This window comes from Nonomuraea sp. NPDC023979, from assembly GCF_040639085.1.
GTDB lineage: Bacteria > Actinomycetota > Actinomycetes > Streptosporangiales > Streptosporangiaceae > Nonomuraea > Nonomuraea ceibae.
Genome location: NZ_JBEZZG010000023.1, coordinates 100,596 through 113,209, shown reverse-complemented (window position 1 = coordinate 113,209; position 12,614 = coordinate 100,596). Strand labels below are relative to the sequence as shown.

The following is a 12,614-nucleotide window of genomic DNA, read 5'->3' as shown; positions in this document are numbered from 1 at the left end:
CCGGACGCTCCCCGGGCGATCACTTGGGAACGGCCTCGATGAGGCTCGCCGCCGCGCCCAGCTCGATGACCTCCGTCAGCCGGAGACCGGCCTCATCGAGAAGTGTGGCGTACTGCGCGGCGCTGCGCTCGGTGCCGCCGTCGAAGATGGCCAGCATGCGCATGTCGAGGTCGTTGCCCAGGTGCGGAGCCGGCTCGTCCGGCAGCACCACCTCCAGCACCAGCACCCGGCCGCCGGGGCCCATCGCGGCGCGGACGTTGCGCAGGATCCGCACCGCGTCCTCGTCGTCCCAGTTGTGCAGGACGCTGGACAGCAGGTAGACGTCGGCGCCGGCCGGGACCCCGTCGAAGAAGCTGCCCGCCACGACCTCGGTCCGGTCGGCCAGGCCCTCGGCCGCCAGCGCCTCGCGGGCGCTGCCGGTCACGTGGTCGAGGTCGAACAGGATGCCGCGCATGCCGGGGTTGGCGTGCAGCACCGTGGCCAGGATGTGCCCCCGGCCGCCGGCGACGTCCACCATGGAGGCGGCGCCGGCGAAGTCGTAGCGCTTGAGCAGGCCGTCGGTGAACGTGATGGCCCGGGTGGTCATGTACTCGTCGAACAGGCGGCTGGCCTCCGGCTGCACCGCCAGGTGGTCGTACAGGTGGCCGTAGCGCCTGGCGAACGCCGAGCTGCCCTCGCGCACGGTGGACGGCAGGTTGCCCATGGCGTACCAGAAGCTCTCCTCGCCCAGCATGCGGATCGAGCTGCGGATCGAGCCGGGCACGTCGGAGCGCAGCGCGGTGCCCCGGGCGGTCAGGTCGTAGCCGTCGTCCCCGTGCGGCCTGACCACGTCCATGCCGGCCAGCTCGCGCAGCACCCGGCGGAGCGCGGGCGGGTGCGCCCCGCTGCGCCGGGCCAGCTCGCCGGTGTCGAGCGGCCCGTCCGCCAGGTGGTCGGCCAGGCCCAGCTCCGCCATGGTCAGCAGAGCCGCGAATCGCGAAATGTCGGATACGGCCCCCCAGAGGAGGTCTTCAGATGGGGACATGTGCCCTTCCGTAGAGATGAGAGGTCAAACCGTGCGGTTGGCCTGCCGGTGCCACACCAGCACGCGGCGCTCCGCCAGCACGAACAGCCCGTTGACGGCGTACCCGAGCACGCCGAGCAGCGCGATGGCCGCCCAGACGCCGGGCGCGTCGAAGGTGCGCTGCGCGTACAGGAGCTGGTAGCCGATGCCGTCGGTGCCGCCGAACAGCTCCGAGATCACCATGAGGATCAGCGCGAGCGACAGGCTCATCCGCAGTCCGGCGAAGATCTTCGGGGAGGCCGCCGGGATGACGACCACGCGCAGGCGCTCGGCCCTGGACAGGCCGAACACGGTCGCGGTCTCGGTGTAGGTCCGGTCGATGGCCCGGGCCCCGTCGATCGTGTTGAGCAGCACCGGCCAGATCACGCCGAACACGATCACCGCGAGCTGCGTCGCCAGCAGGCCCTGCAGCAGGACCACGAACAGCGGCAGCAGCAGCGGCGGCGGGATGGCGCGGCCGAACTCGATCAGCGCGTCGACGTAGTCGGTGGCCACCCGGGAACGGCCGAGCAGCACGCCCAGCACCACGCCGATCAGCGAGGCGAGGATCCACCCGCTGAACATGCGCCCGAGGCTGGGCAGCACGTTGTCCATCGCGTCGTCGGTCAGGAACAGCCGGGAGGCCGGGCCCGAGAACCACAGCTCGTACATGCGCGCGACGATCGTCGTCGGCGGGGGGAAGTCGAGGTCGCCGGCGGCGCGCGTGACGAGCTCCCACACGACGAGGACCACCGGGACGAACCACAGCTTGTTGAGCGTCTTCACGAGCGTGCCGCCCCCGTCCGCAGCGCGTGCCACCGGAACAGGCGGCGCTCCCCGGCCAGCAGTGCGAGGTTCGCCAGCACGCCGAAGACGCCCGCCCACACGGTCGCCGCCATGATGAGGTCCATCCGGTTGGCGCTGCCGGCCATCACCACGTACACGCCCAGCCCGTCGGAGCCGCCGGCGACCAGCTCGGCGCTCACCGCCAGCACCAGCGCGATGCCGGCGGCGATCCGCACGCCCGTCGCGACGAACGGCGCGGCGTTCGGCAGGCTCACCCGCCTCAGCACGGCCAGCTCCCCGAATCCGAAGGTCCGCAGCGAGTCCTTGGCCAGCGGATCGACGTCGTGCATGCCGTACAGCGTGTTGATCAGGATCGGCCACAACGACGCGAACACGATGACCGAGACCTTCATCCACTGGTCCGACGGGATCAGCAGGATCGCGAGCGGGATGATCGCGACGGACGGGATGGGACGCAGGAACTCCACCAGGGGCCGCACCGCCTGCTCCACCGGCGGCACCGCGCCGAGCAGCACGCCCAGGGGGACGGCCACGGCCACGGCGATCAGCAGGCCGAGCCCCCAGTTGCCGATCGTCGTCAGGCTCCCGGCCAGGAAGTCCGGGTCGGCGGGGAGCCGCGCGGCCTCCAGGAAGATGACGGACGGCGGCGGGAACAGCAGATCCTCGCTCATGACGAAGCGGATGAACAGCTCGCCGGCCACAAGGAAGCCCGCGGCGCCGATGACGCCGCGGGTCAGGCGCGCTCTGGTCATCCGCTCGTCGGCGCCGGGACGATGACCGAGGAGACGTCGATGGGGCTGCTCAGGTACTTGTACTCGGCCATGAGGTCGGCGACCTTCTGCAGGCGGTCGCGGTTCAGCTCACTCGGGAAGGTGCCCAGGGTGATGACCGACGCGGTCTTGGCGTCGATCTTCGTGTAGGTCGGGATCATCTTCTCGATCTCCTTGCGGTCGCTGGAGGCGAGCTCCTGCGCCTTGGAGATGGCCCGCTGGAACGCGGCCAGCGTCTTCGGGTACTTCTGCACCCACTCGTCGGTGGCCATCCAGCCCGCGATGGGCAGGTTCTCGGTCTGGCCGGTCATCGTGTCGGCGAGCTTGGTGAAGCCGAACTGGCTCTGGTTGGCGGTGATGAACGGCTCGGTGATCCAGGCCGCGTCCGCCTGGCCGCTGTTGACCGCGTTGCCCATTTCGGGGAACGGCTTCTCGGCGAATTTGACGTCGTCTTTAGTTAGCCCCGCGACCTTCAGCTGAGTCTCGACCGCGAGCTGGGCGACGTTGTTCAGGTTGTTGACCAGGATGGTCTTGCCCTTGAGTTCAGCCACCGTCTTGATGGGAGAATCCTTGGGCACCATGATGTTGAAGGTGTTCGGACCTGCCTGATACATGTCGGCAACGAGCTTGATCTTCTCGCCCTGTGCCACGGCGGCGAACGTCGAGACGTAGTTGGTCTGCGAGATGTCGAGCTCGCGGCTCTTGATTTTCGGGATGGCCGCCGCGCCACCGGTGATGATGACCGGCTCCACGGTGAGGCCTTCCGCCTTGAAGAAGCCCTTCGCGTTGGCGATATAGACGGAAACGGGGTCGGGGATGGGGAGCACCCCGACCTTGATGGTCGTCTTCTCGAGCCCTGAGCCGTTCGCGGACGTCGTGCCGGCCTCCTCGCCGGCACCGCAGCCGGCGAGGGTGAGCGCGAGCGCGGCGCCGACGACGACCGCGCGACCGCGCAAAGTGCGTGTCATGGGAAGGTCTCCTACCAGGGGGGAAGCTTTTAGAGACTGGCAATCGGTTGCCGGGCGTGAGCGTACCGGAGCAGGGGATCATAGCTGAAGCACTATGCCGCGTATATGTTAATTTTTCTGCTTTGAGGTGTAATTATCGCGTTATGCCGCTAGAACCTGCCCTATTGGGTCTTACGGGGTATATGTCCGGATTGGCGGCGGTCGCGCTCCGTGTATGAAACCTCGCGACGTGCACCAAGGCGGGCTTGGAACGGTCTAATACTTGTGAGACGTTGGCTGAACTATGAGGTTTGTGCTCAAATTGGGCCCGAACTTGCCTGCGATCACTCCGTCGGCGTGACAAAGCCGCTCATCCCCCAGCAGGCCATGGCGAGAGGCTCCACAGTGAGGACAACAACGACCGAAGCCGGTCGTCGTAGGGCTCCAGACATGCCGCAAGAGCCCGCGCCGGCTCGGGCGCCGGTGCCGGAGGCGCCCAAACCGGGCAGCGCTTTCGCGCTGCGCAACTGGCGTGTACGCACCCGCCTCATCGCCCTCATCGCCATCCCGACCATCGTCGGCGTCATCCTGGGCGCGCTGCGCATCACGACCTCGTTCAGCAGCGCCCAGGAGTACCAGCGCATCGGCGAGACGAGCGCGCTGGTGGCGCAGGTGGGCGAGCTCTCCCGCGAGCTGGCCCTCGAACGCGACCTCGCCACCCGCTTCGTCGCCCAGAACAAGCGGCAGGCCGACCTCCAGGCGCTCACCTCGCAGTACGAGATCGTGAACGTCAGCGTCAAGCGGACCGAGGAGGCCGCCACCTCGGCCGAGGCGTCGCTGTCCGACCTGGGCCGCAGGCGCCTGGCCAACATCCGCGTCCGGCTGGACCAGATCCCCTCGATGCGCGAGACGGTCACCAAGACCCAGCTGCCGCCGCTGCCGACAATGGAGAAGTACTCCGAGACCATCGCCGAGCTGCTGCAGCTCTACGACGAGGTGGCGCAGGGCTCGACCGACGAGCAGCTCACCGCGACGAGCTCGGCCATGCGCGCCGTCGCCCGCGTCCAGGAGGAGGCCTCCAAGCAGCGCGCCCTGCTGTCCATCGCGCTGATCCGCGGCGAGTTCAGCGAGCCCGGCTTCAACGCGTTCCTGGACGCCCGCGCCCGCCGCGAGAGCGAGCGGACCTCGTTCCGCGCCGTCGCCACCGCCGCCCAGCGCCAGTTCTACGACAACACCGTCACCAGCCAGGAGATCGGCCGCGCCGAGTTCTACGTGGCCAGAGCCGTCTTCCTGCACAACGGCGGCGTGCCGCTCCAGCGGCTCGACACCACCTCCAGGAACGACGTCAGGCTCTGGTTCGACGCCATCAGCGAGACCGTCGACAAGCTGCACGTGGTGCAGAAGTCGCTGTCGCAGCAGATCGCCACCCGAAGCGCCGACCTCCAGAGCGCCGACCGGCAGGCCGCCGCGATCAGCATCGGCGTCGTCGTCGCGCTGCTGCTGCTGGTCCTCGCCGTCACCGCCGTGATGGCCCGCTCGCTCGTGCGCCCGCTGCGCCGCCTGCGCGGCGACGCGCTCAAGGTCGCCGGCAACACGCTGCCCGAGCTCGTCCGCCAGCTCCGCGAGAACGAGGTCCAGCCCGAGCAACTGCACGTGCCGCCCATCGACATCGCCTCCAAGGACGAGATCGGTGAAGTCGCCCGCGCCTTCGACGAGGTGCACCGCGAAGCGGTCCGCCTGGCGGCCGAGGAGTCCCGCCTGCGCTCCAACGTCAACGCGATGTTCGTGAACCTTTCACGGCGTTCGCAGACGCTGGTGGAGCGGCAGATCACCCTGATCGACGGGCTGGAGCAGGGCGAGCAGGACGAGCAGCGGCTGGGCAACCTGTTCAAGCTGGACCACCTGGCCACCCGCATGCGCCGCAACAGCGAGAACCTGCTGGTGCTGGCCGGCCAGGACCCGCCGCGCCGGTGGAGCCAGCCGGTCAAGCTCGTCGACGTCGCCCGCGCCTCGCTGTCGGAGGTCGAGAACTACGAGCGCGTGCTCCTCCAGGTCCCCGACGGCGTCTCCGTCGCCGGTCAGGCCGTCAACGACGTCATCCACCTCATCGCCGAGCTGGTCGAGAACGCCCTGTCGTTCTCCCCGCGCGAGACCCGCGTGACCGTCTCCGGCAGCCGCATCGACGGCGGCGGCGTCATGCTGTCCATCACCGACTCCGGCATCGGCATGACCCAGGAGGAGCTGGCCCAGGCCAACGACCGCCTGACCGACGCGCCCACCGTCGACGTGTCCGTCTCGCGGCGCATGGGCCTGTTCGTGGTCGCCAGGCTGGCCCACCGGCACGGCATCCGCGTCCAGCTCAGGCCCCAGGGCGGCGGCGGGCTCACCGCCATGGTCCTGGTGCCCGAGTCGCTGCTCGGCGCCCAGACGCCCGCCTTCGACACCCCGGCCGCCGCGGGCGCCGCCCCGGTGGCGCCCGCCCCGGTCGCCGACCGCGGCGGCCGCATGGACGCCTTCACCCCCGCCCAGCCGGCGGCGGCCGCGGCGCCCCCGTGGCAGGGCGGCTCGTTCCAGATGAGCCCCGCCCACCCCTCGTACCCGGGCGCCGACCCCACCGGGTCCTGGCCGTCCGCGCCGCAGTGGCCCTCCCAGGCCGACGGCTGGCCCTCCGACCCGCGCAGCACCAGCGGCGGCTACGACACCGCCGACGTGTGGATCCCCTCCCGCGTCCCCGGCGGCTGGGCCGGCGAAGGCGAGCCGCTGCCCAAGCGGCCCACCGAGCAGCCGGTCCCGCGCGAGTTCGACGACTGGCCCGACACCGGCGCGCAGAAGCGCAACCGCTACGACTTCCCGGAGACCGAGTCCGCCGCCACCGGGCCCATGCCCGTGGTGGGCGGCAACGCCCCCTCCGCCGGCGACGAGTTCCTGCCGATCTTCGCCTCGGTGGAGTCGGCCTGGTTCGAGCAGGGCGGCAGCGGCAGCGCCAACTGGGGCTCGTCCACGGCCGACGCCGGGTGGAGCGCCGCCCAGGCCGCCGCCGAGCCGGTGCGCGACGGGGCGACCGCCTCCGGGCTGCCCAAGCGGGTGCCCAAGGCCAACCTGGTGCCGGGCTCGGCCGACACGGCATCGGCCCCGAAGGGCGTCGTCCCGATGCCCACGGTCTCGCCCGACCGGGTACGCAGCCGCCTGTCCAGCTTCCAGCAGGGCTTCCGGGCGGCACGCGACGACATCAGCGGGGGCAGGGCATTCTCCTCTGACCCGAGGAAAGACGACAACAGGGAGGAGGGCGCGTGAACGACCTGAGTCATTCGGCGCGCGGCGTCGACTGGCTGATCACCGACTTCGTGAGCACCGTCCCCGGCGTCGCGCATGCGGTGGTGGTGTCGTCCGACGGGCTGCCGCTGGCCGCGTCGTCGGGGTTCCCGGCGGACCGGGCCGACCAGCTCGCCGCCATCGCTTCCGGCCTGGTGAGCCTGACACAGGGCGCCGCCCGGGTGTTCGAAGGCGGTGCGGTCAATCAGACCATCGTGGAGATGCAGCGGGGGCTGATGTTGATCATGGCGATCAGCGACGGCTCCTGCCTGGCCGTGCTCGCGGCCCCCGACTGCGACATGGGACTGGTGGCGTACCAGATGACATTGATGGTGGATCGCGCCGGACAGGTGCTTACCCCGGCGGTGCGCGCGGAGCTGCGCGCCAGCCAGACCAGGTGATGTAGGTGACGGACCCGAGATGGAACACCGGCGGCTGGGACCCTCAGCCGCCCCCGCAGCCGGCCTCCGACCCCGCGTCGCCGGTCCGTCCCTACGCGGTGACCGGCGGGCGCACCGCGCCCAAGCTGAAACTGGCGATGGAGGCGCTGGTGTCGTCGGCCACGGCCGAGCACCGGGAGTTCTCCCACATCACGCCGGAGTACCAGGCGATCAGCCAGCTCTGCAGGCAGGTGCGCTCGGTGGCCGAGGTCTCGGCGCTGCTGCGGATGCCGCTGGGCGTGGTCCGGGTGCTGATCGCCGACATGGCCGCCGAAGGCCTGGTCCGCGTCCACCAGCCGCAGCTGGAGGCCGGAAGGCCGGATGTCAACCTGCTTGAAAGGGTGCTCAGTGGACTTCGCAGGCTCTAGCCCCGGCCTAACCTCGACGAAGATCGTCGTGGCCGGGGGATTCGGGGTGGGCAAGACGACGTTCGTGGGGGCCGTGTCGGAGATCATGCCGCTCACGACCGAGGCCGTGATGACCGACGCCTCGGCCGGCATCGACGACCTCGGCATGACCCCGCTCAAGTCGACCACCACCGTCGCGCTCGACTTCGGCCGCGTCTCGCTCGACCGCGACCTGATCCTGTACGTGTTCGGCACGCCCGGGCAGCACCGGTTCTGGTTCATGTGGGACGACCTCGTACGGGGCGCCATCGGGGCCGTCGTGCTGGTCGACACGCGGCGGCTGGCCGACAGCTTCCCCGCGATCGACTACTTCGAGGAGGCCCAGCTCCCGTTCGTGGTCGGGATCAACGGCTGGGAGGGGCAGTACCCGCACACCGACGCGGAGGTGCGTGACGCGCTCACGCTGGCCCCGCACATCCCGCTGGTGCGGCTCGACGCCCGGTCCAAGGACTCGGTCAAGAGCACGCTCATCAACCTGGTCGAGCACGCGCTCTCGGTCCGGATGGCCGTGCCAGGCTGGAACGGCTAGCGAAGCGGATAGGCTGAGACCAGACCCACATTCGCTTTCGAGGACTGGCCAACCACGTGTTCGAGACGCTATCCGACCGGCTGACATCGGTCTTCTCCTCCCTCCGATCCAAGGGGCGACTGTCCGACGCGGACATCGACGCCACCACCCGCGAGATCCGCATCGCGCTGCTCGAGGCCGATGTCGCGCTGCCGGTGGTCAAGGCGTTCGTCGCCCAGGTGAAGGAGCGCGCCCGCGGCGCAGAGGTCTCCCAGGCGCTCAACCCGGCGCAGCAGGTCGTCAAGATCGTCAATGACGAGCTGATCGAGATCCTCGGCGGCGAGACCCGCAGGCTCCGCTACGCCAAGACGCCGCCGACGGTCATCATGCTCGCCGGCCTCCAGGGCGCCGGCAAGACCACGCTGGCCGGCAAGCTGGCCCGCTGGCTGCGCGAGCAGGGCCACGTGCCGCTGCTCGTCGCCGCCGACCTCCAGCGGCCCAACGCCGTCGGGCAGCTCCAGGTCATGGGCGAGCGCGCCCAGGTCGCCGTCTACGCCCCCGAGCCCGGCAACGGCGTCGGCGACCCGATCGCCGTGGCCCGCCAGTCGATCGACGAGGCCCGGCGCCAGCAGCACGACATCGTCATCATCGACACCGCCGGCCGCCTGGGCATCGACCAGGAGATGATGAAGCAGGCCGCCGACATCCGCGACGCGGTGCGGCCCGACGAGGTCCTGTTCGTCGTCGACGCCATGATCGGCCAGGACGCCGTCACCACGGCCCAGGCGTTCATGGAGGGCGTCGGCTTCGACGGCGTCGTGCTGACCAAGCTCGACGGCGACGCCCGAGGCGGCGCGGCCCTGTCGGTCAGGCACATCACCGGCCGGCCGATCATGTTCGCCTCCACCGGCGAGAAGCTGGAAGACTTCGACGCCTTCCACCCCGACCGGATGGCCTCCCGCATCCTCGACATGGGTGACATCCTCACCCTGATCGAGCAGGCGCAGAAGACGTTCGACGAGGAGCAGGCCGCCAAGATGGCGGGCAAGCTCACCTCGGGCGAGAACTTCACGCTCGACGACTTCCTCGAGCAGATGATGATGGTCCAGAAGATGGGCCCGATCAAGAACCTGCTCGGCATGATGCCCGGCATGGGGCAGATGCGGGACCAGCTCAACGCCATCGACGACCGTGACCTCGACCGCATCGCCGCCATCATCCGCTCGATGACGCCCGGCGAGCGGCAGGACCCGAAGATCATCAACGGCTCCCGCCGCGCCCGCATCGCCGCCGGCTCTGGCGTGACCGTCAGCGCCGTCAGCAACCTCGTCACCCGCTTCTTCGAGGCCCAGAAGATGATGAAGCGCATGGCGGGCGGCATGGGCATCCCCGGCATGCCGGGCGGCCGGGGCAAGGCACAGAAGGCTCAGAAGAAGGGCAAGAAGGGGCGCCGCGTGAGCGGTGACCCGCGCAAGGCGGCCCTCGGCAAGCAGGCCCAGGAGGCGCCCGCCGACGAGCCCAAGCCGGGCGGCGTGCTGGGCAACCTCGGCGGCAAGCTGCCTCCGGGCATGGAGCTGCCGCCGGGCTTCGACCCGTCCAAGCTCAGGCTGCCGGGCCAGAAGTAATTTTTGCCGCGCGACGCCGGTGCGGAGTGCGGGGCAGTGGCGCGCGTCTGGCACAATGGCATGTTGGAACACCGTGACCAGGCGGGTGCCCTCTCACCTCCCGCCGGCCGCGTTTGTCCCTGGAGTCGGATTCGCATCGTGCCCCACTCGATGAGGAGCCGCTCACCCGCGCTCTAATGCAGGAGAGACCACACCCGTGGCAGTCAAGATCAAGCTCAAGCGGCTCGGCATGATCCGCAACGCTCAATACCGTATCGTCGTCGCCGACAGCCGCACCAAGCGTGACGGCCGGGCGATCGAGGAGATCGGCCTGTACCACCCGAAGGAGAACCCTTCGCGCATCGAGGTCAACGCCGAGCGCGCCGCTTACTGGCTGGGAGTCGGCGCGCAGCCGACCGAGCCGGTGCTCAAGCTGCTCAAGCTCACCGGTGACTGGCAGAAGTACAAGGGCGAGCCCGCGCCGGCGCCGATGAAGGTCGCCGAGCCCGCGCCCGACCGTCAGGCCATCTACGAGGCCGCGGCCAAGGAGGCGCTGTCCGGTGGCGACACCGGCACGGCCGCCACCACGCCGAAGAAGGCCAAGAAGAAGGACGAGGCCGAGGCCCCTGCCGAGACCCCGGCCGAGGCGGAGGCCTGAGGTGCTCGAGGAGGCCCTCGAGCACCTCGTCAAGGGCATCGTCGAACATCCCGACGATGTCCGGGTCCGCGCACGCCGCATCCGCAGCGGGCGCGTCCTGGAGGTCCGGGTGCACCCCGAGGACCTGGGCAAGGTCATCGGACGCGGTGGGCGCACCGCCAAGGCGCTGCGCACCGTCGTGAACGCCCTGGCCGACGGGAAGTACGTCCGGGTCGATCTGCTCGACCTGCACGAAGCAGTCCGTTAGCGTCAGGAAATTCCCCGCGCCCTCATCGGTTGCCGCCGATGGGGGCGCTCCGCGTTGGAAAGAGGTACAGGTGCAGCTGGTCGTCGGCCGGATAGGCCGCCCGCACGGCGTACGCGGCGAGGTGACCGTCGAGGTGCGCACCGACGATCCCGAGGTGCGCTTCGCCGCCGGCACGTCGATCGCCACCGACCCGCCGGGCCGGGGGCCGCTCGTCGTCGAGAGCCGCCGCTGGCACAAGGGCATGCTCCTGGTCGCCTTCGCCGGCGTCGCGGGCCGTGACGCGGCCGAGGAGCTGCGCGGCACCATGCTGGTCATCGACTCCGCCGACGTGGCGCCGACCGGCGACCCCGACGAGTTCCACGACCACCAGCTCATCGGCCTCGCGGTCGTCACCACCGGCGGCGAGCCCGTCGGCGAGGTCACCGACGTGCTCCACCACGGCCAGGACCTGCTCGTCGTTAAGCGCGCGGGCGGCGGTGACGACGCGCTCATCCCGTTCGTCAAGGCCCTGGTGCCGGAGGTGGACCCGGAGGGCGGCAGGCTGGTCGTTGACCCGCCGGAGGGCCTGCTGTGACCCGGCTCGACATCATCTCGATCTTCCCCGAGTACTTCGCGCCGCTCGACGTCTCCCTCATCGGCAAGGCGCGCGAGCGCGGCATCCTCGACGTGCGCACCCACCAGCTCCGCGACTGGGCGCACGACGTGCACAAGACCGTCGACGACACCCCGTACGGGGGCGGTCCCGGCATGGTGATGAAGCCGGAGGTCTGGGGCGAGGCGCTCGACGACGTCATCGGCGACGGAGCCCCGCGCATGATCGTGCCGACGCCGAGCGGCCGCCCCTTCACCCAGGAGCTCGCCCAGGAGCTGGCCGCCGAGCCGTGGCTGCTGTTCGCCTGCGGCCGCTACGAGGGCATCGACTCGCGCGTCATGGCCGAGTACGGCACGCGGCTGCGCGTCGACGAGGTCAGCATCGGCGACTACGTGCTCGCCGGCGGCGAGGTGGCGGTGCTGGTGATGGTGGAGGCCATCGGCCGGCTGCTGCCCGGCGTGCTCGGCAACGCCCACTCGGCCGTCGACGACTCCTTCGCGCCCGGCGCGATGCGCAACCTGCTCGAAGGCCCCGTCTACACCAAGCCGCCGGTGTGGCGCGGGCACGAGGTGCCCGCCGTGCTGCTGTCCGGCCACCACGGCAAGGTCGCCCGCTGGCGCCGTGACGAGGCGCTGCGCCGCACCGTCGCCAACCGGCCCGAGCTGGCGGCGGCGATCGACCCCGCGACGCTCGACAAGCACGACCGGCGGCTGCTCGACGAGCTGTCGTTTCGCCTCCCGCCGGAAGATGTGGCACACTGAAGCGTTGCCAATCGTCAGGTGGTTGGTCAGCCATGCCCGGGAAAGCGTTCCCGGGTCCACCAGATCAGCAAGCGTGTCCGCCACGAGCCCAGGCCGGGTGGACCTCCGCGTGCTCGCGAGACTTGAGGAACAGCTCTCATGCACACGAAGATCCAGGAGCTCGAGAAGGCGACCCTGCGCAGCGACGTGCCGGACTTCCGTCCCGGTGACACGCTCGAGGTTCACGTCCGAGTCGTCGAAGGCAACCGCTCCCGCGTCCAGGTCTTCAAGGGGTTCGTGCTGCGCCGTCAGGGCAGCGGCGCCCGCGAGACCTTCACCGTCCGCAAGGTGAGCTACAGCGTCGGCGTCGAGCGCACCTTCCCGGTGCACAGCCCGGTCATCGAGAAGATCGTCCTCGTGACCCGTGGCGACGTCCGCCGTGCCAAGCTCTACTACATGCGCGACCTGCGCGGCAAGGCCGCCCGCATCCGCGAGAAGCGTGAGAGCACGCCCGCGAAGTAAGCATGCTTTCCCCGAATG

The 12,614-nt window shown here is 70.2% G+C and carries 14 protein-coding genes; 10 read left to right on the top strand and 4 right to left on the bottom strand.

Features of this window, described 5'->3' with window-relative positions:
• Positions 1 to 19 precede the first annotated feature (19 nt).
• The 4 genes from AB0G11_RS32545 to AB0G11_RS32530 all read right to left on the bottom strand — a co-directional run bounded on the left by AB0G11_RS32545 (position 20) and on the right by AB0G11_RS32530 (position 3,587).
• Positions 20 to 955 (bottom strand): methyltransferase, encoded by a 936-nt coding sequence (locus tag AB0G11_RS32545; protein WP_357590462.1) that lies wholly within the window; start codon positions 953 to 955, stop codon positions 20 to 22.
• A 93-nt stretch (positions 956 to 1,048) separates the two neighbouring features.
• On the bottom strand, positions 1,049 to 1,861 hold the full coding sequence (locus tag AB0G11_RS32540; RefSeq protein ID WP_308126088.1) for an ABC transporter permease: 813 nt from the start codon (positions 1,859 to 1,861) through the stop codon (positions 1,049 to 1,051).
• Positions 1,825 to 2,601, bottom strand: coding sequence for an ABC transporter permease (locus AB0G11_RS32535; protein WP_219512059.1), 777 nt, complete (start codon positions 2,599 to 2,601; stop codon positions 1,825 to 1,827). The genes AB0G11_RS32540 and AB0G11_RS32535 overlap by 37 nt, the downstream gene beginning before the upstream one ends.
• Positions 2,598 to 3,587: an ABC transporter substrate-binding protein gene (locus AB0G11_RS32530; protein ID WP_219512049.1), complete on the bottom strand. Its 990-nt coding sequence runs from the start codon at positions 3,585 to 3,587 to the stop codon at positions 2,598 to 2,600. The genes AB0G11_RS32535 and AB0G11_RS32530 overlap by 4 nt, the downstream gene beginning before the upstream one ends.
• Before the next feature lie 429 nt (positions 3,588 to 4,016).
• Between AB0G11_RS32530 and AB0G11_RS32525 the strand changes: the two genes are divergently transcribed.
• The 10 genes from AB0G11_RS32525 (at position 4,017) to rplS (ending at position 12,596) form a co-directional block, all read left to right on the top strand.
• A complete protein-coding gene (locus tag AB0G11_RS32525) occupies positions 4,017 to 6,860 on the top strand; it encodes a nitrate- and nitrite sensing domain-containing protein (protein WP_357590460.1) in 2,844 nt (947 codons plus the stop codon).
• Entirely contained in the window at positions 6,857 to 7,279 is a 423-nt protein-coding gene (locus tag AB0G11_RS32520; RefSeq protein WP_219512032.1) for a roadblock/LC7 domain-containing protein, read from the top strand. Before AB0G11_RS32525 ends, AB0G11_RS32520 begins: the two co-directional genes overlap by 4 nt.
• A 98-nt stretch (positions 7,280 to 7,377) precedes the next feature.
• The gene (locus tag AB0G11_RS32515) at positions 7,378 to 7,686 is read left to right on the top strand and encodes a DUF742 domain-containing protein (protein ID WP_231618833.1); all 309 of its coding nucleotides are present in this window, start codon (positions 7,378 to 7,380) and stop codon (positions 7,684 to 7,686) included.
• The gene (locus tag AB0G11_RS32510; protein WP_357590458.1) at positions 7,667 to 8,254 is read left to right on the top strand and encodes an ATP/GTP-binding protein; all 588 of its coding nucleotides are present in this window, start codon (positions 7,667 to 7,669) and stop codon (positions 8,252 to 8,254) included. The genes AB0G11_RS32515 and AB0G11_RS32510 overlap by 20 nt, the downstream gene beginning before the upstream one ends.
• Before the next feature lie 56 nt (positions 8,255 to 8,310).
• The gene (gene ffh, locus AB0G11_RS32505; RefSeq protein ID WP_219512020.1) at positions 8,311 to 9,858 is read left to right on the top strand and encodes a signal recognition particle protein; all 1,548 of its coding nucleotides are present in this window, start codon (positions 8,311 to 8,313) and stop codon (positions 9,856 to 9,858) included.
• 196 nt (positions 9,859 to 10,054) lie between these two features.
• Complete coding sequence (gene rpsP / locus AB0G11_RS32500) at positions 10,055 to 10,495, top strand: 30S ribosomal protein S16 (protein WP_219512013.1); 441 nt, start codon at positions 10,055 to 10,057, stop codon at positions 10,493 to 10,495.
• Between the two features lies 1 nt (position 10,496).
• On the top strand, positions 10,497 to 10,742 hold the full coding sequence (locus AB0G11_RS32495; RefSeq protein ID WP_043634919.1) for an RNA-binding protein: 246 nt from the start codon (positions 10,497 to 10,499) through the stop codon (positions 10,740 to 10,742).
• 70 nt (positions 10,743 to 10,812) lie between these two features.
• A complete protein-coding gene (rimM, locus tag AB0G11_RS32490; protein WP_357590456.1) occupies positions 10,813 to 11,316 on the top strand; it encodes a ribosome maturation factor RimM in 504 nt (167 codons plus the stop codon).
• The gene (gene trmD, locus AB0G11_RS32485) at positions 11,313 to 12,095 is read left to right on the top strand and encodes a tRNA (guanosine(37)-N1)-methyltransferase TrmD (RefSeq protein WP_219511995.1); all 783 of its coding nucleotides are present in this window, start codon (positions 11,313 to 11,315) and stop codon (positions 12,093 to 12,095) included. The genes rimM and trmD overlap by 4 nt, the downstream gene beginning before the upstream one ends.
• A gap of 138 nt (positions 12,096 to 12,233) precedes the next feature.
• Positions 12,234 to 12,596 carry a 50S ribosomal protein L19 gene (gene rplS, locus AB0G11_RS32480; RefSeq protein WP_219511985.1) on the top strand — a complete coding sequence of 121 codons (363 nt, stop codon included), beginning with the start codon at positions 12,234 to 12,236 and terminating at the stop codon, positions 12,594 to 12,596.
• The last annotated feature ends 18 nt before the right edge of the window (positions 12,597 to 12,614 follow it).

What these genes read in the sequence shown, in the direction of transcription:
- AB0G11_RS32525 (WP_357590460.1), top strand. Translation starts at nt 4,017, where the DNA reads ATGCCGCAAGAGCCCGCGCCGGCTCGGGCGCCGGTGCCGGAGGCGCCC.
- rplS (WP_219511985.1), top strand. Translation starts at nt 12,234, where the DNA reads ATGCACACGAAGATCCAGGAGCTCGAGAAGGCGACCCTGCGCAGCGAC.
- AB0G11_RS32535 (WP_219512059.1), bottom strand. Translation starts at nt 2,601, where the DNA reads ATGACCAGAGCGCGCCTGACCCGCGGCGTCATCGGCGCCGCGGGCTTC.
- AB0G11_RS32545 (WP_357590462.1), bottom strand. Translation starts at nt 955, where the DNA reads ATGGCGGAGCTGGGCCTGGCCGACCACCTGGCGGACGGGCCGCTCGAC.
- AB0G11_RS32530 (WP_219512049.1), bottom strand. Translation starts at nt 3,587, where the DNA reads ATGACACGCACTTTGCGCGGTCGCGCGGTCGTCGTCGGCGCCGCGCTC.